The organism is Sporosarcina luteola (genome assembly GCF_023715535.1).
In the GTDB taxonomy this organism is placed as follows: domain Bacteria; phylum Bacillota; class Bacilli; order Bacillales_A; family Planococcaceae; genus Sporosarcina; species Sporosarcina luteola_B.
Map to the genome: position 1 here is coordinate 132,540 of NZ_JAMBOI010000003.1, position 19,100 is coordinate 151,639.

The window sequence follows — 19,100 nt, forward strand, 5'->3', positions numbered from 1 at the left end:
TCAACTCTCCCCATCCAGCCAAAAGAAAAAAATCATCACGTAAGCAAGCTTTTCTTCGGATGAAATTTGTGCTCCAAAACAGACATGCTCATGAAGGGATGTGCTTTGGAATGCTGGGAGCGTTGCGTAAGGAAACAGGCCGTAGCGATAGGAAGCTGTCCGATTTCCTTCCTCATCTATTACGTCGATGTCGCCCGCCATATTCTTCGCTTCAATTTTTCTCCAAACCGTTCCATCCGCATGATAGAGGGTTCCCCGGTTTTTCATTGCCGATTTTGATAGCTGCTGTATGTACCTCCCAATGTCCGTTCCATCAGGTTTCCTCAACGTTAATGTAAATTGTTTTACATTGTTTTTAATGTGGATTGTCGCTATCGGACGCCCATCCATTGATGAAATATCGTATTCTACAGGAAAAAGCATTCCTTTTTCAAACGGACGAAAACATAATAGCCACCTACTAATCCGGCCTGTTGTAGGATGAATTTGAAACGACGGTTGTCCATTATGATCTACGTGATATAGTTTCGGCAACAACGACGGCACTCGTTTCAATATTAATTCTCCAATTGTCTCCATGTCCCTTACATTTTCGACGACTTCGAGGCCACCATCTTTTCATATGCATATTTGAAATACACTCCTGCACCTAGCGCAGCTAACCCGCTGATCCCTATTTCAAACAATATATTGCCGTTTACAGAAAACCCCTCATACCAGATAAAATAATAGAGGATACAAAATAAAATCATTCCTGTTCCTCCAATAAAACCGAAAATCGACGACTTCCTATATATTTCTTTCACGCCGTAACCCCCTTGCAATGAAGTAAATAAGGATAAGCTCTTAAGTAGGAATATAAAAAGACCCAGCTATAAGCCAGATCTCCATATCATTCGATCGGCATCCAAATCTCGATGACGTCTTCCGACACCCCAGCTGGATGGACGTATCGCTCGAAGTCATAGCAATCCCTCAGTTTGATGTCATCCATTTGAATGATGTAGTCATACGTAGCCGGAATGCCTGGAATCCCGCCTTCCACTGTTGCCACAATAAACTTGCCAGCGGGAATAACGACCTCTTTCGTGTCCGGGAACCCTTCCGTCAACTCAGATTGCAGTCCCGCAATATAATGGATGATCTCATTCTCCATCTTCAAGCAGACGCCAAATGATTCTTCTACGACGACATCTTTCTCATTAATTTCCTTGATTAGCCGATCCCATTCTGCTGGAATTTCTGATACGGGCCCTTGCACCTCATACCCTCTCACTGTAAACCCTTCACTTTCAAGAATACGTGTCTCCATTTCCTTCTCCCCTTTGCTTAGTAATTGATCGATTCCTTCCATCTTCCCTTGCAGTTCGTTGATTTCATTCTCGATTTCCTTTTTCCGATTCATCAACAAAGACTCCATCTGTTCATCTCCTTCCCGCAAAATATCGGAAAGGGACACTCCGAAATTCCTCAATGTTTTGATTCGCACAAGCTGTTTCTGTTCTGTTTGGGAATAAAACCGGTATCCCGACTCCGGACTCACATAAGCAGGATGGACAAGTCCGATTTCCTCATAATGTTTGATAGCCTTCGTTGTCAGTCCGACAAGATGGGCCGTCTTCCCGATCGATAACATAGCTTCCCTCCCTTTTATTACACTATAAACCTGCCTCCAAGGGACAGGTCAACAAAATTCTCTTAGGAATAAAGAAGCTTATGTAAAGCCTTATCAATCGTAATAGTAGAACTATGCTGAACTACTTCAGAAAAGAGTCCTTTTAACTTTTCAGCTGAAGCAGTCAATTTTTCAACTGTCATTTCATCCGGATAGGTTGAAAGGTATTCCTCTATAAACGAAGGATGTAACGTGTCATACGCTTTAAATTGATGCAGCTTCTTGTTTTCGTTCATCGATTGTGCCAGTAGAACATAGTCTCTCATAGTCTCAAGCATCTTCAGAGAATAAATGAGATTACCTCTTTTCAACTCTTTGTTCAAACTCAATGCACTGTAAACGAATTCAAACGCGATATCGACATTCACATCGTATTTGACTGGCTTATTTTGAAAGACTTCATTTTCAGCGTTCATCTTTTCGGATACGAATCCAGTTTTATCGACTATCACTTTCCACAAAGGCGATTTCACATTCAGTAATTCACTAGGAAGAATAGACACATTAAACTCAAGTGAATTTTCCATGAATACGATAAGCAGATAAATATCCTTGCTAAACTGCTTTTCTTTAATATAGATAGGATTTAGCTCACTGAGAGTCCGATGAATATAACTTTTAGTGCTTTCAACGTCTTCAACTTTGGACGTAGAAACCATTAGATCAATATCGGAACATTCATCGTTATATCCAATCACTCCTGAACCTAACTGAACAACTCCTTCAACTAAATTGGAGGACGTTAATCTCTCAACTACCTTTACAAAAAACTCATCTCTTTCTTCAGAACTATACATCTCTCCATTCCCCCATTCATCGTTTTATCCCAACCTTGCTGGATTACTCCCTTTCGTCAAAAAGCTCAGTTTCGTTTCCGATAAAATAATCGCAGCAAGTATTAAAACCGCCCCGATCCCCATCTTAAGCGTAAGGATTTCACTCAACAGAATGACTGAAAAGACCATTCCCCATAATGATTCCGTCGAAAGTATGATTGCCGCTTTTGTTTCTGTAATGAATTTCTGTGAGACGGTTTGTAATAAAAACGCTATTGTCGTTGAAAATACACCTAAATAGAGTAGAGATGTCAAACCTTCCGGCTGCGTGCTGAACGTTGTCTCGCCTTTCAGCAATACGACGATGACTCCGATCACAGTCGCTGTCGCCATTTGAACAATCGTCAACGCAATCGGATCTTCCTTCTTCACGAATTGGGATGTGTAGAATATATGAAATGCAAATCCTATTGCACAGCAAAACGATAGGAAATCGCCGATATTGAGTCCAGCTGACCATTGGAGTGACAGGACCGCAACGCCGAACATAGCGAGAAATGCTCCGATGAGTTCAAATATATCCAATTTCCTTCTATAAATCGCCAGCCCTATGAAAGGTACGATAACTACATTCACCGCTGTCAAAAAAGCATTTTTGGACGGTGTTGTAAATTGGAGACCGACCGTTTGCAGCGCAAATGCTATATATAAGAAGACCCCTAAAATCGTTCCTTTTATCAATGCACTTTTTGAAATGAACTTCAATTTTCTATAAAAAACCGCACATAATAGAACGGCGCCGATTAGGAATCTGCCCGCCAGAATTTGATAGGGCGTGTAGGAATCCAATGCAACTGCACTCCCAACAAACCCGCTTCCCCAAATGATTGCTGTTAACAGCAATCCAATTTCACCATAATATTTCCGCATAGCATCCTCCGGTATCCAAGTAATCAAACAATTTATTTCATTATAACGCAACTGTCTTCATTCAAAGACATTTTTTTCAAAGTTCATACATGTATTGTTTCATCGACTGAGGAAAACCTAATCACAAAACCGGTTAGGAGGTTTCCAATTGAGACGTTTATACTTCTTACTTCCATTTCTAATGATTTCAATGCTTATTCAACCTCTTACGTCTAAAGCGGAGCAGAACAATATTGACCAACAATCCATCCAAGATGCGCTACTGTCGACACTTCAACCGTATATTTCGGAAGGCATCATCCAATATTACGGATACGATAAATCGTATGGATTATATGACGCAAAAATAGTGAATATCCAGCGTGACGAAAAAGGTGGATTTTCCTTCACAGTTGAAGTTCAAGTGAATACATTCGAGACAGCGGAAAATCCACCATACGGCAAGGAGACGTTGCAGTTCGGGATTAGTCCGAGAGGTGTTAAACTGCTCGACTTTTCTCATGAAGGTGATGACGAGGAAAAGAAATTACATCAATTTTATAAGGAATCACTCATCGACATTAAAAAGTCATTTCATTTAAATTTACTTCCGTATGAGCGATATGATTATAACCAGTTGCGGTACAAGGCCGAAAAACAAAATGATTTCAATTCTCTCGCTCATATCGCGGAGGAAATTGTCATTAATATTCTTAGCACGGAAATCCAACCGCCTTACAAAAATGTGATCAACCCGGTAACTTTCGTTAAAGGCAATGAAGGTTTCATTCTATTCAAGACAGCCGATGGAACCAATTTTTATTACAAGGTCTTCAAGGAGAATGGCATTTGGAAAGTCATCGACCAGGACAGTGAAAAAGGGAAGAAGATGGAGTACGACTTGCTTTGGTATATGTAAAAAGAGGCAGCCTCGGCCGCCTCTTTTTCAAAATAACAATCAGTTTGTCGTTGCACTTTTCCAATGTGAGATGTCTTCTTCCAGTGGGATTTGTGCAGCTCTTGCCCGAACTGCGGCGAAGAAGAACAGCACAACAAGGAAGATTGAAATGACAGTTGCCCCGATATATGCCACATTCATTGGCAATCCGAAGCCGATCGTAGCATTTAAAATATACGTCATTGTCGCCATCAACATGAACGTTCCCGGGATGAGTGCGACCCAGTAGTTCTTCCGTGCAATGAACAGATACATTGCACCTACGAATAATGCGATAACGGCTGTCGATTGGTTCGCCCATGAGAAGTAACGCCATAGGATGTTAAAGTCGACTTGCGTCAAAGCTATGGAAATGATAAACATCGGTGCAGCAATCCAAAGACGGCTCGCAATCTTCACTTGTGGCAACTTGAAATAGTCCGCAATGATCATACGCGCACTACGGAAAGCCGTGTCGCCGGAAGTGATCGGAAGGATAATGACACCTAGAATTGCTAGCGTTCCACCAACTGCACCCAACATCAATGTCGAAGCTTCGCTGACGATCAACGCAGGACCGCCTGCAGCCAACATCTCATTCAAGCCGCCATAACCGTTGAACAACGCCATTCCTGCAGCCGCCCAAATCATCGCGATGATCGCTTCTGCAATCATCATGCCATAGAAAATCTTGCGCCCTTGGCCTTCTTTTTGTGTCGTACGTGAAATGATCGGTGATTGTGTCGCGTGGAAGCCAGACAATGCACCACATGAAATCGTTAAGAATAATAGCGGGAAAACCGCCAATTTGTCAGGGTGCATATTGGCAAAAGTCAACTCAGGAATGCTGACCCCTTTGACGACCATCATACCGCCAACCCCGACTGCACTAATAATCAAAAGCGCTCCGAAAATCGGATAGAAACGGCCGATGATCTTATCGATCGGTAACAATGTCGCAAGAATATAATAAGCAAAAATAAGTGCAACGATGATGCCCATCGCCATCCAACCATTCATTAAGTTGTACAGCAATCCTGCCGGTGCGGATACGAAAACCGTTCCAACGAGCACCAATAATAGAATGGCAAAAGCATTCACGATATGTTTCATGAATTTCCCCAAAAACTTACCTGCAAGCTCCGGCAAATGCGCTCCACGGTTACGGATGGAGATCATTCCCGTTAAATAGTCGTGAACAGCACCTGCAAAAATCGCCCCAATTACAATCCAAACAAAGGCAATCGGACCATAAAGAGCCCCCATGATCGGACCGAAAATCGGACCTACCCCCGCAATGTTCAACAGCTGGATCAACGAGTTTTTCTTTGTGCTCATCGGCACATAGTCCACGCCGTCCCCGCTCGTATAAGCAGGTGTCGCACGATCTTCCTTCACCCCGAACATCTTCTCAATGAATTTGCCATACGTGAAATAGCCGACAATCAATAAGACGATACAAAACAAGAACGTAATCATTACATTTTCCCCTTTCCCCAAAGGCAATATTTCTTTCAGAACCTGAAAGCTTGAAACTAGTATACTTCATTTTGCTACATAATAAAATACTGTTTTCTGGTTATTCAGTATGTTGCAGTTAAGAAATATGAAGAAATGGTCCCGTAATAAATATGAGTTTAGTTGAAGAAGAAGGAGTTTTTACGATTGTGTTGAATAAGTTAATATATGTAAATTATTTAACAAATGGGACGCTTTTCTTTCAGTCTGGATATGGATGGCATTTTTTGAAAGAATCTCGAATAAGCCGTTAAGGAGGGATAGCTATTCCTAAAAAGAGGTTTTTACCTTTATTTGTTTATATTCTTTTGATAACAATACTCCTATTAACACTAAAGACCAACTTTAATTTGACTGGTTATAGTTATTACTTGGATGAAAAAACGATGATGTTAACGATTGAAGAGGGCTTCGGAAAAATAAAAACGTACAATGTGCAAGATTCTCCAATTCAAGCGATGAAAGTAATGTTATCAATTAACAAAGCGTATGACATGTGGGGAGTTACAATCTTAATATCCTCACTTTTCATCACAGGCTTTCTTTTATTATTTGTTAAACCTTGGATACAAAGAAAAATTGTGAAATTGTATCTCACAATATACTTTATATTACTTACCATCTTTATTATTTGGAGTATTTATGTGCACAAAGAAATTATACAGGAAATATCAAACGCTCTAAATAGTTTGTAAAGATAGAATGACCTTTATTTCCCATTAGCATTGCAGTTGTATGCTATTACCCATCCTCTTTTCAAAGGAATACTCCGATGATTTCCTTCACCGTTCCACCCGTTGTTTCATGGACGCTCTCCCCCGCCCATAGCGACATGAACTCCGGTTTTCCAAGCTTTGCCGCTTGGCTTCGGATTTTCTTTGTCAAGTCGTTTTGGTAGGGGTAAGGGGCGATCGGGACGCTTGCGGTAATGTCTATGAACTCGTTACGGATGCCTCTTGCCGATTTTCCGGAGAAGGCTTTTGTAAGCACGGTACTATTATCGGTCGATGCCAAGACGGCTTCTTTATAGAGCGGATGCGCACCGCTTTCTTCTGCTGCTAGCAATGCGGTACCAATTTGGACGGCTTGGGCTCCGCGGGAGAGTTGTAGTTCGAGATGCTCTTTGTTAGCGATTCCACCAGCAGCAATGACTGGAATGCCGACAGCCTCGGCAATCGAAGGCAATAATTCCGCAAGTGACACAAGCTCTTCCCCGATGAATGAACCCCGGTGTCCTCCGGCTTCACTGCCTTGTGCGACAACGGCATTCACCCCTGCATTTTTCACAGCAATTGCTTCTTCTTTCGTCGTCGCTGTCCCGATCAGCACTACGCCCGCATTCTTGAGTTTCTGAATCGTCCGCGGATCTGGAATCCCGAATGTAAATGAGCAGATCGGTACGCCTTCTTCAATAATGACATCCACTTGTTCGTCAAAATCCGATTCTGACAATGGCGCCTTCCAAAACGGCATGCCAAGTCTCTTGCCGATCGGCTGCAGTCCTAAATACGCTTGACGAAGAAGCTCTTGATTCATTTTGACATCTTCTGGAACGAACAGATTGACGGCAAACGGCTTATCTGTGAGCTTTTTGACTTCGCGAATGAAATTCCGTGTAGCTTCTCCGGATAAATACCCTGCACCTACTGAACCTAAAATGCCTGCATTTGATGATGCTGCCACGAATTCTGGCGTCGTGACACCCGCCATTGGGGCTTGGATGATTGGATGTTGAATTCCTACTGTTTCTGTAAAGGTCATGATTCCACCCTCCTTCTTTCATACCGATGAAATAAATACATGATAACTAAGGGAATAACCGGGAACAGCGCCACTAATTTAAATGCATTGTTTGCACCGAAGAAATACAAGGCGATCGGTAAAGAAGTGAAAAAGCTAATGAGCAATGACGTTTTAGACTTGGTGAATAGGCCAAAAAAGAACGAAAGAAATGAAATGATCAATGACGCTTGCCAAAGTGCTACAATCAAGTCCAAACAACTCCTTCCTTTTAAACCCTCACTTACCCACCGGAACATATCCCGTCTTCTCGATAATTTCCTGCCCTTCATCCGACAGAACCCACTCTATGAACGCTTCGACATGCGGGTTGTCGCTTCCTGCTGTCACGGCGTAAAATTCATTCGTGATTGGATATTCTCCTGACCTGATAGTATCGGTGTTCGGTTCGACACCATTCACGCTAAGCAGGCGAATTCTATTGTTTTTCACCATCTGCGTTGAGTAGTACCTGAATGTGTAGCCGATTGCGTTTTTATGATTTTTATAGTCGGACACTTCGCCGATGACCGTGCCCATGAGTGACATGACATCCTCTGTCGGCGGCTTCATAATTGGTGTGAGGCCCATGAATTTTCGCAGTGCAGTTTGACTGCCACTATTTTCGGGTCGTTGAAATGCACGGATTTCATTGTCTTTTCCACCGACATCTTTCCAATTCGTAATCTTCCCTGAGTAAATCCCTTTAATTTCATTCTCGGTTAAACTTTTCACCGGATTTTTGGAATTGACGAAAAAGACGAATGCCTCCTTCCCGATCGGTGTCAGCTTCAGCTCCTTACCCGCACTTTCCGCTTGGTTGAGCTGCGTTGTAGATGGTCCCAAAACGAAAATGATATCCACTTTTCCGTTGATCAAGTTCGTATAGGCAGCTTCAGTCCGATTCGACATCACTTCGCTGTCATAGGGTTGGTACTCTTTTTCAGGATAAACGGCTTGTGCGAATGCCGCGTAAATCGGATAAAGCGCCGTCGCCCCATCGATAATCGGCAAGTTGTCCTCGAGGTGCAAAGTTGCAGGCCCATCTAAAGCTACAGCTTTTGTCCTCTTTTCAAACGGCTGGTAAGCAGTCAAATCAACTTGGCCATCGGTAATGACTGGCCGGGTTTTATCATAGACGGCCGGTATGGTGAATAGAAGCGATACAGCGATGAGAGCCGCTGCTCCGATCCAGAAATGCTTCTTATAGTTGAACAGATCAAAGCGCGCCATGACAAGTATTGCACCAAAAGATATGTATGCCGCGATGACAAGCGGTACAAAAAACCCCTTATTTGAAATATATAATAAAAACGCTGCGAAGCCCGCAAATGGTAATACTAATGCCCATATGAATAAAACTGACAATATGCCCCAAATCGTTTTCAACCTATTCCCTCCTCGCAATCTTTCTTTTGTTTAGTATACATTATTTCGAATATAAAAAAGGAACTGAAATATACCCGACTAAACTTTCCGACACAGGGTAAAAGATAAGGAGAATGATTTGAGGAGGTTTTCTTTTTGGCGAAGAACAAAGATGTGAATGTTACAAATAGCCAAGACGTGGAACGGGAGACGTTGACAACGCGGCAAGGTCATCCTGTGGCGGATAACCAAAATATCCGTACGATCGGCAATCGCGGTCCAGCCACGCTTGAGAATTATCATTTCATTGAAAAGATTTCCCATTTCGACCGCGAAGAGATACCGGAGCGAGTGGTACATGCACGTGGAACTGGAGCATTTGGCTATTTTGAATCATACGGTACAGTCGGTGACGAACCAGTTGAGAGGTATACGCGTGCGAAAGTATTCTCGGGTACCGGGAAGAGAACACCGCTAATGGTTCGCTTCTCCACAGTGGCAGGTGCGAAGGATTCGCCGGAAACGGCACGCGACCCCAGGGGCTTTGCGGTAAAAATGTACACGGAAGACGGCAACTGGGACTTAGTCGGAAACAACCTGAAAATCTTCTTTATCCGCGATGCAATGAAATTCCCTGATATGATTCATGCGTTTAAAGCTGATTCAGCGTCGAATGTGCCAAGTCCTCAGCGGATGTTCGATTTCGTTTCCCGTTCACCTGAAGCGACGCATATGATCACGTTCCTATTTTCCCCATGGGGCATTCCAGCTACATACCGCCACATGCAGGGCTCTGGCGTCAACACCTACAAATGGGTGAATGAAAAAGGCGAAGCTGTGTTGGTGAAGTACCACTGGGAGCCGAAGCAAGGGATCCGCAACCTGACTCAGGAAGAGGCTAACGATATTCAAGCGAAAAACGTCGGCCATGCAACACAGGATTTATATGAGGCAATTGAGCGGGGAGATTATCCTGAATGGGAGCTATTCGTTCAAATCATGGAGGATGATTACCATCCTGAACTCGATTTCGATCCACTCGACGATACGAAACTATGGCCGGAGGAGAAGTTTCCATGGCTGCCGGTAGGTAAGATGGTCCTTGACCGAAACCCAGAAGATTTCCACGCAGAAATTGAACAGGCAGCCTTTGGTACGGGGGTTCTCGTTGACGGAATGGATTTCTCGGACGATAAGATGCTGCAAGGCCGGACTTTCTCATACTCAGATACGCAGCGCTATCGTATAGGTGCGAACTATCTGAAATTGCCTGTGAATGCACCAAAGGTTCCTGTCCGGACGAATCAGAAACGCGGTCAAATGGCTATCCATGACGCGAAAGAGTCTGGAGATCTGCATATCAACTATGAACCATCGATGCTCGGCGGCTATCAGGAAAAAAGCGAGGATATTCGTACACCGCATCAACCCATCTATAATGCGGCAGCAATGAGTGCACCAATCGATCGCCCGAACAATTATGGTCAAGCCGGCCACACATATCGCAGCTTTGAAGATTGGGAGCGTGATGAATTGATTAAGAACCTATCCGAAGCGCTGGCGATCTGCGACAAACGAATTCAAGACGCCATGATCGATCACTTCACGCAAGCCGATGAAGACTATGGCAGACGCGTGAAGGAAGGTATAGAAAGGGTAATGAAAGAAATCCAAGAAACGAAAACGGACAATAAGATTCCAGGCCGTGAATCAGGTCTATCGAAATATGGTCAAGGGACATTAGCTGCGAACGAAGCTGCAGATGACGCTGTGAAGAAAAGCCATGAAGCTGATCCTTATTAAGTGAATTAAAATGAAAGAGGGACGAGCCTGAAGTAGGCTGCGTCCCTTTATTTCGTTTCATTCCAAGATATCGCTGACCCTGCCGACTTGTCCATCCTCGAGCCGCACTTTGATACCATGCGGATGGAAGCTCGAGTTTGTCAATAAATCCTTGACGACCCCTTCCGTTTTCACACCTGTGCGCTGGTCCTTTTTCAGGATGACTGCGACTTTCATTCCTGGCTTCACATCACTTCGATTACGTCCGTCCATTAGTTCTCTTCCTCTCTCTTTTGAAAAATGCTTTGTACGACATGGGCCGTCCCTGTATGAAGCTGCCCTTCTTCACGGTTTACTTCCCCGACGTGGAAATGTTTGATGAAATATCCATCGAACTTGTGCAAGATGTCTGCTGGATCCATTAGCATTACCGAATCGCGCGGACCGCCTGTTCCATATCGGAGCTGCTCTTTCGTATACAATTCGCTGACATAATAGCCGCCGACTTTCAGTGCCTTCTGAATGCCTGTCATCGTTTTTTCCATGACATCCTCTGGGAAATGACCAAAAATGTGAACGATTGCATCCCACTGCTTCTCTTCCCAAACAACCTCTGCCAAATCGCGAAGCTCTGTCTTCACCGAAACCCCTTTTTCATTCGCCAATTGTTGCGTCTTATCGAGCCCGGCCTGCGCATAGTCCCATGCAGTCACATCAAATCCGAGGGATGCCAAGTAGACGGCATTGCGCCCCTCCCCTTCCGCAATGCAAAGCACTTTTCCTTTTGGCAGCACGTGAGCAGCTTCCACGACAAACTGATTCGGCTCTTTTCCGTATATGTACTCTTCTGTTGAAAAACGTTCATGCCAAAAATTTGTCATTAGCTATCCGTTCCTTTCATGACAATTTCCCTAAGTTTATCACAACCTGTCCTCGGCATGGCCATCCGTACACCGAGCAGATAGGTTATCACCGACTTTAGCGGGTTTATCACCGATTCTCATGGGTTTACCACCGATTCTCGGCACTTTATCACCGATTCTACGGTGTTTACCACCGACTTTCCCCACTTTATCACCGACTTGTGTTGAAAGTTTTGGTAAAAACGAAATTTTCCACTGAGTAAACCCGTTATACTATATGAAACACCAAACGACATGCGCATGTCCGTTTCAGTTAGGAGGTCACTATGGAACAAGAGCAGCTTTGGATACAGCAAGTGTTGGCAGGCGACAAACAATCCTACGCACACATTATTAACAAATACAAAAACCAATTATATGCGACCATTCTGCGGATGACGAAAAACCCGCAGGATGCCCAGGACCTCGTTCAAGATGCATTTATCAAAGTGTATCGGAACCTCGATAAATACAATACGGACGGGTCGTTCTCCAGCTGGCTATACCGGGTGGCGATCAATCATTGCATGGATGAATTCCGTAAAAAACGGTACTCCACCGTTCAAGTTGAAATCGACGAAACAAAAGTGGTTAATAGAGAGCATCCAGAAGTTGTGTTCTTGAAAAAAGAGAAAAGCCGGCAGTTGGAACGTCTGATTTCCACATTGCCTGAAGATGAGCGACTGATCATTCTTCTCCGTTATATAAATGAAGTTAGTTATAAAGAAATTAGTGAATTGATGGACGTCCCTCTATCAACGGTGCGCAATAAACTGCATCGCGCAAAGAAAAAGATGAGGGAGACCGTAAAACAAGAAGGAGGATTTTTTCATGAACTGTCCAACGGCGGATAAACTTTCACAATTCGTAGATCAGCTGCTACCTGAACACGAGATAGCTGAAATAAAAACGCACTTACAGTCATGCACTTCTTGTGGAGTAGTTGTGAATGCCTTTCAAGAGGAACAGCGCTTCATTGAGGAAACGTTGCAAACTCCGACCTTGCCAGATAATTTTACTGATCTTGTCTTAGATCAGCTAGAGCCTTATGAAAAACCGGTAAAACATCGTCGGACGAAGATTTGGAAACAAGCCGCCTTAACTGCTGCAGGCATCGTTTTGGCTGTTGGTATCGGCGCAACTGTAAACCCGGCCTTCGCACAATTAATCGGCGGTCTATTCTCGACTAACCAAGTCGATAAAGGGTTGCAAATTGCGGCGGAGTCTGGGCTGACGAAAAGGGTTGATCTGGAAGTCGAAGACCAAGGGCTGACGTTACAAGTGGAAGACGTAATTGCAGACTCTTCCAGGGTGTCGCTTTCTTATAAAGTGTTGAATAAAGACGGCAAAACGCTGGATACGCATTTAAAAATGGCGCAATCTGACAATTCCATCACAGCCATTGATCAAAATGGAAACGTACTTGATGGATTAGGCTTTGGCACAGGTTGGCGGCAAGAAAGCGGTTATGGATTCATTCAATTCTCCATTCGCGGTCAGGATAACTTAGAACGACTGACAATTCGGTTCAATCTTGTCGAACTAAATGGCGTAAAGGGCAACTGGCAATTAGACGTCCCTGTCGATTTACTTGAAAACCGCAAGCTGACAAAAATGGCGGACTTGAAAGATGCAACTGCCGTCCATCACGGCGTGGAAATTGATTTGAAGCAACTGCACTTCGCTCCTTCTTCCATGGAATTGTATTTCGAGACTGCTTTCACAAAAGAAGAATGGTTAGAGACTGAAGAGGCAATACACAAGTTCGAGGAGAAGTTCGGAATAAGCAGCATGGATAACCTTGTATTCGGCAGAAGTACCGCAATTAAATACCATATTGAAAATGCGGAAGGGAAAGTGATTTATTCTGCAGCTCACTCGACTCATTCAAAGACGCCTGGCATGCTGCAAGTTGAGAGCAAAGAACTGAGTACGCCGGGGGGCACCGGATGGATCCATTCATTCGTTCCGAAAAACGAAGACCAACTTACCTTTGTACTGGATGGCGTCTATAAAAAAGAGCCTACAGATTTTTCTCTTACATTTAAACCTAAAGACATAAATGAACATCCGGTGTCGTTTGACTATAAAGGGACTCACTTAACAATTAAAAGCGTGAAAAAAACTTTGTTTGGAAAAGATCATTATGTCGTCATCAAAATGGAGGGAGGCACAGACTCTCTTGATGCCGACTTAGGCAACTATATTGCCGTTGATGGCAATGGGAACAGCTACCCTACCAAATTCGTCTCATCCATTCAGGATCTAAAAGATAAGAACGGCCGCCATAGAGCGACATTAGAATTGCATTTGGAGGGTTTGGAAGAAGTACCGGAGGAATTGACGTTGTACCTTGTTTCGATGAGTAGCTATTATCCTGTTGAAGAGCAATGGAGAGTACCGTTGATTGGTGAAAACTAAGCAATAGATAGAGGCCACATTCACACGTATTCAAAAGTGTGAATGTGGCTTTTTGTTGTTTTTGAACTAGTAGTATAGTATTTAGTTCAATGTAACCGTTACCGATTTTCATAGATTGCGTCTAAGTTAATATTAAGCGAGGTGAACGATTTGTCCAGTGAAGCGTGGTTTGATGAACATTATGATGCCGTTTACAGTTACATCCTCATGCTCGTGAAAGATTCCCATACAGCCGAGGACTTGTCCCAGGAAACGTTTATGAAGGTAGTTCGGAATGAACATCAATTCAAAGGAGACTCCCTCGTCAAAACATGGATTTTTCGTATCGCCTATACGACGACGATGAGTTATTTCAGAAAGATGAATCCAATTACGTATTATTTTGATTTATATGCTCACAGCGCCAAGCACGAACAGTCATCGGAGGAAACTGTCCTTCTTAATTCACAGCAAAGGCAATTTTACGAAGCGCTTAACCAGCTGAAGCCAAGTTACCGGCAAGTGATCATACTGCGGAAGATCCAAGAGTTTTCAACAAAAGATACGTCATCGATCCTTAATTGGTCAGAAGGAAAAGTGAAGATGAGTTTGTCGAGGGCGCTTGTCGCGTTCAAAGAAGAATTAGAGAAAGGTGGTTTTACGAATGAAACACTTATCCGATGATGAGATAGCGCGAGAGTTGGAAAAGCTTGGCCAAGCGTTTAAACCTTCCGCCGTACAGAAAGAGAAACTACGGCGGAGTATCTTTGCTTCAGCCCGCCCTAAGAAAGTGTTTCGTATAAATACATTGCTTCCTAGCTTCATCTCACTTATTGTTCTGCTATCGGTCGGTGTCGGATTATATGTAACCATTGGTGGTTCTGATACAACGAATGTAACTGCTTCATGGGATGGCATGCTTTTAGAACAATCAAGTCGAACGAGTCCTACGAGATACGTTTTGAAATTCTATGGAACTTCATTGACGATTGAAGATGATTTCCTTGGTTCAAGTTTCATGTCAGATAAAGTGGATAAGGAAGCATACTTGCGTGGCTATAAAATTAAGGAGCCCCTGTTAATCCCTGGGACATACGAGAATTACACGATTACACAGAGTGACGGCACTTACAAACTTAAGGTGGATGGCAAGACGGGGTTTACTTACAATTTGGAAAAGAAAGGACCGCGAATCCTTGTAGGTGAAGACGGTATTGAATATTCCTCGAGGGTATATCTGGACACACTAGAAGTAATCACCGATGCTATAACGCCTGAACGTTTGGAAACCGCTACACAAAATGAACATACATTTTTAATTGAATGGGGCTTGGATTCAATGGATCGAGGAAATCATGATTTCGAATCCCACGAGCACGGGCAGCTTGTCGTTTCAACTGATTTCGATGAGTTGCAACGGGGGCAAGCTGTTTATTATCATATGCCACCTTCCGTCATTGCCAAGAATTCGGCAGTTCCCGAAATGTATATTGGAAGAGTCGTCGGATTACCGGGTGAAACGGTCGAGATTAAAGGCGGCCAGGTGTATATTGACGGAAAGATACTTGATACATTTTATGGCAAAGCAACAAGGCGCGGCGCTGGAGAGGAGGAGTACTTCAAAACGGTTCCGAGCAATGTAATTGTAGATGAACAATCTACAAGAGAATACTTCAATATGAACATGGCAGCCGTAACTGTAAAGGAAAATACACTGTTCATTCTCGTTGATCAATGGTGGCGTGGATACGATAGCCGCGAGTATGGTCCTTTGCCGATTGGAGAGGTTGAAGGCATCATTACAGGGACTGCGGAGTAATAAGATAGTTAATTAGACGAATAAAAAATACAGAGCAGAATGGCTGAAGTGCCCTATCTGCTCTGTTTTAATTAACCAACTTTTCTACCCAACCAGCTGTGCCTCGTCAACTTCATATTATTCGAATCAATCCATTCGCCTTCAAATTCCAGATCTTTCGTCAACACTCCTAACTCTCACTTTTGATCTTTTTCAACTCAAGTAAGCCGTCAATTATGACATCCGCCTGAGCAAGTTCGTCTTCCCTAGCAAAATCAAAGTTGCAGCCAATAGCGAGTAAGCCGTTATCTTTCGCTGCGTTTATATCCGATAATCGATCACCTACTACCGCTCCGTTTGTAATGCCATACTTTTGTACAATGCTCCGGACTAAGTGCAATTTGTTCATAGAGTCAATTTGCTCGATACTAAATGTCTCTGTCACCCATCGATCCAATCGATAATAGCTCACTATGGCTTCGAGGTAATCTATTAATCCATTGCTTGCTATGTAGATTGAGCATCCGTTTTCTTTCAAGTAACTGAAGAGTTCCTTGACACCGGGGTATAAAGCTCCGTTTCCATTTCTTATATTTTCAAGTAATCTTTCAAGAAAATATCCATCCGTTAGTTCTCTATCTTCATTAGAATGAGTGGGCATCAATGTTTCCCATACTTTCGGTAAAGGAACCCCCATGATTTCACGGTATTTATTAATAGGTGTGGCGCCGTTCCATTTATCAATTGATCGTAAGTGTTCAAACGTATCATCGAGCGCTAACTCCAAGATTCTATCTGTTTGAAAAAGTGTTCCGTCCATATCGAATATAAGTGACTGTATCATATTCAATCTCCTATCTACCCAATACTGAAAAGAAGATAACGGACAAGTAATATCCTGTTATCTTCCTCCAAATACATTTTTGTCAGTTCCGATACATGACATCTCCTGCAACTACCGTCATAACGACAGCAGCATCTAGGATTTCCTCTTCACTCACCTCAAACAAGTCTTTATCCAAGACCGTAAAGTCCGCATCGAAACCGACGCCGAGCTTCCCACGTGAATCCGCCTTCCCTATCGTTGCCGCACTGCCTGATGTGAATAAACTAACTGCCTCAAACATGCTTAGCTTTTCTTTCGGCAAGTACCCCTCATGCATCTCCCCCGGTTTACTCCTCGTCACCGCAGCATAGATGCCTAGCAACGGATCGACTTCTTCGATCGGTGCATCCGAACCCGCTCCGCAAATGAACCCTTCGTCGATTAATCGCTTCCATGCATATGCCCAGTCAAGGCGATCCTCACCAAGACGCTCCATGACCCATGGAAAGTCGGATGAGACGAAAACTGGCTGTATGTCTAAAACGATCGGAAGCTTCTTCATCCGCTCCACCAAGTCGTCACGCAGCACATTCACATGGATGAGACGGTCCCGCTTCCCTTCCGGCACAGGATGGCGCTCGATTGCGTCCAATCCCTTTTCAACAGCTCCATCGCCAATCATATGCATTGCAACGGCCTGGCCGTATTTCCGAGCAGTCGCTACATGCTCGTGGATTTCCTCATCGGTCAACACAGCTGTGCCGAAAGTGGACGGGTCATTCGCATATGGTTCACTCAGCAAAGCTGTGCTTCCGCCAAGCGAGCCGTCGATAAAGAATTTCATTTCTCCTGGGTCAATCCACGGTTCGTTGTATTCGGCATTATCCTCCATCAATTGCGTAAACACCGTCGAACGGCGCAACAGATGCGCACGGAACTTTTTCTTTTCGCCGATGACATTCCTAAATGCCTGTAATGGATTGTGGTAATCACCGTAATAGCCCAAGTCGTCCGTTACCGCACCGGTCAATCCTAACGACAGCAGATCATCGACCGATTTCTCAAGCGCCTTCGTCAACATTTCCTCCGTCGGCTGCGGAATGAGTTGCAGTACGCGATCCATAGGGCCTTCCTTCAATACTCCTGTCGGTTCCCCGTTTTCATCCCGTACTATGACGCCATCATCCGGATCTGGCGTATCTTTCGTAATGCCGGCGAGCTCCAACGCTTTTGAATTGAGGATTGCCGCGTGCCTGCACGTCCGTTTCAAATACATTGGAGAATTCGTCACCTTGTCCAGTTCGTGGCGCGTGAAAATCTTTTTATCCGCGAAATTGTTTTCATTCCATCCTTCGCCAATGAACCACTCATCCTCTTTCAAATCTGGATAGGCATTCAAGAGCATATCCATCATTTCATCAGCGGACTTCGCCTTTGATAAATCCAAACTGAGCAGCTTCTGACCATACCCGATCATATGCATATGGTTGTCAATGAATCCTGGATAGAGCGCCGCCCCTTTTAGGTCGATTTCATTCTCAGCTTCACTCTTTAATTCGTCATAGGTACCCAACGCGATGATCTTACCATTTTCCGTGAGAAGCGCCTCGACGGTTTCCCCTTCCTTATCCATCGTATACAGTTTGCCGTTATGCCAAATCGTTTTCATCCTGTCTCCCCCTTTTCTTTCCTTAATTCTAAACTTTCGTGCAACGTTGGGCAATCTAATTCGGATGAATGTTATAATGGGGGCATCATATATAGGAGGGATTATTTATGAGATTGACAGTATATCTTGCAGGGGAAATCCATACATCTTGGCGTGAAGAGGTGAAACGGAAAGTCGCGGCGTTGAACTTGCCGATTGATTTCGTTGGGCCAATGGAAGATCACGACCGCTCGGATAATATCGGGGAGGAGATTTTAGGCAAGCAGCCGGATGCAATTTTCAAGGATGCCGCCGCTTCCAGCTTCAACAACTTGCGGACTGAACTTCTAATGAAGAAAGCCGATCTAGTCATCGCCCTTTTCGGCGAGCAGTACAAGCAATGGAACACGGCGATGGACGCGAGTGCCGCGGTTGCATACGGCAAGCCGCTCATCCTCATCCGTTCCGAGCAGCATCACCATCCGCTGAAGGAGCTTTCCCGTAAAGCGCATGCTACGGTCGAGACAGTGGACCAAGCCGTGAAGGCATTGCATTATATTTTTGAATGAATGAAAAGGCTATCCGACGGGATGGCCTTTTTATATTGGAACGCCGAAATTACATATTTGCTGTTAATCCCAATTTATCACCACTTGGAGTGAGGTTATCACCACTTACATTGACTTTATCACCGCTTAGAGGATCTTTATCACCACTCAGAGCACGTTTATCACCACTCAGCATAATTTAGCCCATTTACGCATCACTTCTCCTTTACAAAA

At 43.9% G+C, this 19,100-nt stretch carries 21 protein-coding genes; 7 read left to right on the forward strand and 14 right to left on the reverse strand.

All coding sequences use genetic code 11. From position 1 onward, the window contains the following. From M3191_RS07675 to M3191_RS07695, 5 genes are all read right to left on the reverse strand, one after another. Nucleotides 1-555 carry a hypothetical protein gene (locus M3191_RS07675; protein WP_251699610.1) on the reverse strand — a complete coding sequence of 185 codons (555 nt, stop codon included), beginning with the start codon at nucleotides 553-555 and terminating at the stop codon, nucleotides 1-3. Between the two features lie 29 nt (nucleotides 556-584). Next, on the reverse strand, nucleotides 585-806 hold the full coding sequence (locus M3191_RS07680; RefSeq protein WP_251699612.1) for a hypothetical protein: 222 nt from the start codon (nucleotides 804-806) through the stop codon (nucleotides 585-587). A gap of 86 nt (nucleotides 807-892) precedes the next feature. After that, nucleotides 893-1,636 (reverse strand): MerR family transcriptional regulator, encoded by a 744-nt coding sequence (locus M3191_RS07685; RefSeq protein ID WP_251699614.1) that lies wholly within the window; start codon nucleotides 1,634-1,636, stop codon nucleotides 893-895. Between the two features lie 62 nt (nucleotides 1,637-1,698). Then, nucleotides 1,699-2,472 (reverse strand): aminoglycoside 6-adenylyltransferase, encoded by a 774-nt coding sequence (locus tag M3191_RS07690; RefSeq protein WP_251699616.1) that lies wholly within the window; start codon nucleotides 2,470-2,472, stop codon nucleotides 1,699-1,701. 24 nt (nucleotides 2,473-2,496) lie between these two features. Then, the gene (locus M3191_RS07695; protein WP_251699618.1) at nucleotides 2,497-3,381 is read right to left on the reverse strand and encodes a DMT family transporter; all 885 of its coding nucleotides are present in this window, start codon (nucleotides 3,379-3,381) and stop codon (nucleotides 2,497-2,499) included. A 148-nt stretch (nucleotides 3,382-3,529) separates the two neighbouring features. Here M3191_RS07695 and M3191_RS07700 point away from each other — a divergent pair, with 148 nt between their 5' ends. Then, entirely contained in the window at nucleotides 3,530-4,279 is a 750-nt protein-coding gene (locus M3191_RS07700; protein WP_251699620.1) for a DUF3888 domain-containing protein, read from the forward strand. Between the two features lie 39 nt (nucleotides 4,280-4,318). Here the strand turns inward: M3191_RS07700 and M3191_RS07705 are convergent, their stop codons facing one another. The 4 genes from M3191_RS07705 to M3191_RS07720 all read right to left on the reverse strand — a co-directional run bounded on the left by M3191_RS07705 (nucleotide 4,319) and on the right by M3191_RS07720 (nucleotide 8,983). Continuing rightward, entirely contained in the window at nucleotides 4,319-5,776 is a 1,458-nt protein-coding gene (locus tag M3191_RS07705; RefSeq protein ID WP_251699622.1) for a carbon starvation CstA family protein, read from the reverse strand. A gap of 795 nt (nucleotides 5,777-6,571) precedes the next feature. Then, entirely contained in the window at nucleotides 6,572-7,576 is a 1,005-nt protein-coding gene (locus tag M3191_RS07710; RefSeq protein WP_251699624.1) for an NAD(P)H-dependent flavin oxidoreductase, read from the reverse strand. Then, nucleotides 7,573-7,812, reverse strand: coding sequence for a hypothetical protein (locus tag M3191_RS07715; RefSeq protein ID WP_251699626.1), 240 nt, complete (start codon nucleotides 7,810-7,812; stop codon nucleotides 7,573-7,575). Before M3191_RS07715 ends, M3191_RS07710 begins: the two co-directional genes overlap by 4 nt. A 22-nt stretch (nucleotides 7,813-7,834) precedes the next feature. Further along, a complete protein-coding gene (locus tag M3191_RS07720) occupies nucleotides 7,835-8,983 on the reverse strand; it encodes a PstS family phosphate ABC transporter substrate-binding protein (RefSeq protein WP_251699628.1) in 1,149 nt (382 codons plus the stop codon). A gap of 135 nt (nucleotides 8,984-9,118) precedes the next feature. On the opposite strand from M3191_RS07720, the gene M3191_RS07725 reads away from it, so the two are divergent. Then, nucleotides 9,119-10,765, forward strand: coding sequence for a catalase (locus M3191_RS07725; RefSeq protein ID WP_251699630.1), 1,647 nt, complete (start codon nucleotides 9,119-9,121; stop codon nucleotides 10,763-10,765). Nucleotides 10,766-10,822: 57 nt separating this feature from the next. On the opposite strand, the gene M3191_RS07730 is transcribed toward M3191_RS07725, so the two are convergent. Genes M3191_RS07730 through M3191_RS07740 form a run of 3 tightly spaced genes read right to left on the reverse strand, consistent with a single transcriptional unit; the run spans nucleotide 10,823 to nucleotide 11,814 of the window. Further along, nucleotides 10,823-11,017: a YwbE family protein gene (locus M3191_RS07730; protein ID WP_251699632.1), complete on the reverse strand. Its 195-nt coding sequence runs from the start codon at nucleotides 11,015-11,017 to the stop codon at nucleotides 10,823-10,825. Further along, nucleotides 11,017-11,625, reverse strand: a complete 609-nt coding sequence (locus M3191_RS07735) for a class I SAM-dependent methyltransferase (protein ID WP_251699634.1) — start codon at nucleotides 11,623-11,625, stop codon at nucleotides 11,017-11,019. The genes M3191_RS07730 and M3191_RS07735 overlap by 1 nt, the downstream gene beginning before the upstream one ends. A gap of 39 nt (nucleotides 11,626-11,664) precedes the next feature. After that, nucleotides 11,665-11,814, reverse strand: a complete 150-nt coding sequence (locus M3191_RS07740) for a hypothetical protein (protein WP_251699636.1) — start codon at nucleotides 11,812-11,814, stop codon at nucleotides 11,665-11,667. 119 nt (nucleotides 11,815-11,933) lie between these two features. On the opposite strand from M3191_RS07740, the gene M3191_RS07745 reads away from it, so the two are divergent. The 4 genes from M3191_RS07745 to lepB all read left to right on the forward strand — a co-directional run bounded on the left by M3191_RS07745 (nucleotide 11,934) and on the right by lepB (nucleotide 15,865). Then, nucleotides 11,934-12,500, forward strand: coding sequence for an RNA polymerase sigma factor (locus M3191_RS07745; protein WP_251699638.1), 567 nt, complete (start codon nucleotides 11,934-11,936; stop codon nucleotides 12,498-12,500). Then, nucleotides 12,478-14,067 (forward strand): DUF4179 domain-containing protein, encoded by a 1,590-nt coding sequence (locus tag M3191_RS07750; RefSeq protein ID WP_251699640.1) that lies wholly within the window; start codon nucleotides 12,478-12,480, stop codon nucleotides 14,065-14,067. Before M3191_RS07745 ends, M3191_RS07750 begins: the two co-directional genes overlap by 23 nt. Before the next feature lie 150 nt (nucleotides 14,068-14,217). After that, the gene (locus tag M3191_RS07755; RefSeq protein WP_251699642.1) at nucleotides 14,218-14,730 is read left to right on the forward strand and encodes an RNA polymerase sigma factor; all 513 of its coding nucleotides are present in this window, start codon (nucleotides 14,218-14,220) and stop codon (nucleotides 14,728-14,730) included. After that, complete coding sequence (gene lepB, locus M3191_RS07760; RefSeq protein ID WP_251699644.1) at nucleotides 14,711-15,865, forward strand: signal peptidase I; 1,155 nt, start codon at nucleotides 14,711-14,713, stop codon at nucleotides 15,863-15,865. Before M3191_RS07755 ends, lepB begins: the two co-directional genes overlap by 20 nt. 169 nt (nucleotides 15,866-16,034) lie before the next feature. Here the strand turns inward: lepB and M3191_RS07765 are convergent, their stop codons facing one another. Both M3191_RS07765 and M3191_RS07770 read right to left on the reverse strand, forming a co-directional pair. Then, the gene (locus tag M3191_RS07765; protein ID WP_251699646.1) at nucleotides 16,035-16,688 is read right to left on the reverse strand and encodes an HAD family hydrolase; all 654 of its coding nucleotides are present in this window, start codon (nucleotides 16,686-16,688) and stop codon (nucleotides 16,035-16,037) included. 82 nt (nucleotides 16,689-16,770) lie between these two features. Then, nucleotides 16,771-18,339, reverse strand: coding sequence for an amidohydrolase (locus M3191_RS07770; RefSeq protein ID WP_251699648.1), 1,569 nt, complete (start codon nucleotides 18,337-18,339; stop codon nucleotides 16,771-16,773). 107 nt (nucleotides 18,340-18,446) lie between these two features. On the opposite strand from M3191_RS07770, the gene M3191_RS07775 reads away from it, so the two are divergent. Further along, entirely contained in the window at nucleotides 18,447-18,887 is a 441-nt protein-coding gene (locus M3191_RS07775) for a YtoQ family protein (RefSeq protein ID WP_060205541.1), read from the forward strand. The last annotated feature ends 213 nt before the right edge of the window (nucleotides 18,888-19,100 follow it).

What these genes read in the sequence shown, in the direction of transcription:
- M3191_RS07750 (WP_251699640.1), top strand. Translation starts at nt 12,478, where the DNA reads ATGAACTGTCCAACGGCGGATAAACTTTCACAATTCGTAGATCAGCTG.
- M3191_RS07735 (WP_251699634.1), bottom strand. Translation starts at nt 11,625, where the DNA reads ATGACAAATTTTTGGCATGAACGTTTTTCAACAGAAGAGTACATATAC.
- M3191_RS07745 (WP_251699638.1), top strand. Translation starts at nt 11,934, where the DNA reads ATGGAACAAGAGCAGCTTTGGATACAGCAAGTGTTGGCAGGCGACAAA.
- lepB (WP_251699644.1), top strand. Translation starts at nt 14,711, where the DNA reads ATGAAACACTTATCCGATGATGAGATAGCGCGAGAGTTGGAAAAGCTT.
- M3191_RS07775 (WP_060205541.1), top strand. Translation starts at nt 18,447, where the DNA reads ATGAGATTGACAGTATATCTTGCAGGGGAAATCCATACATCTTGGCGT.
- M3191_RS07705 (WP_251699622.1), bottom strand. Translation starts at nt 5,776, where the DNA reads ATGATTACGTTCTTGTTTTGTATCGTCTTATTGATTGTCGGCTATTTC.
- M3191_RS07765 (WP_251699646.1), bottom strand. Translation starts at nt 16,688, where the DNA reads ATGATACAGTCACTTATATTCGATATGGACGGAACACTTTTTCAAACA.
- M3191_RS07730 (WP_251699632.1), bottom strand. Translation starts at nt 11,017, where the DNA reads ATGGACGGACGTAATCGAAGTGATGTGAAGCCAGGAATGAAAGTCGCA.
- M3191_RS07685 (WP_251699614.1), bottom strand. Translation starts at nt 1,636, where the DNA reads ATGTTATCGATCGGGAAGACGGCCCATCTTGTCGGACTGACAACGAAG.
- M3191_RS07690 (WP_251699616.1), bottom strand. Translation starts at nt 2,472, where the DNA reads ATGTATAGTTCTGAAGAAAGAGATGAGTTTTTTGTAAAGGTAGTTGAG.
- M3191_RS07695 (WP_251699618.1), bottom strand. Translation starts at nt 3,381, where the DNA reads ATGCGGAAATATTATGGTGAAATTGGATTGCTGTTAACAGCAATCATT.
- M3191_RS07770 (WP_251699648.1), bottom strand. Translation starts at nt 18,339, where the DNA reads ATGAAAACGATTTGGCATAACGGCAAACTGTATACGATGGATAAGGAA.
- M3191_RS07710 (WP_251699624.1), bottom strand. Translation starts at nt 7,576, where the DNA reads ATGACCTTTACAGAAACAGTAGGAATTCAACATCCAATCATCCAAGCC.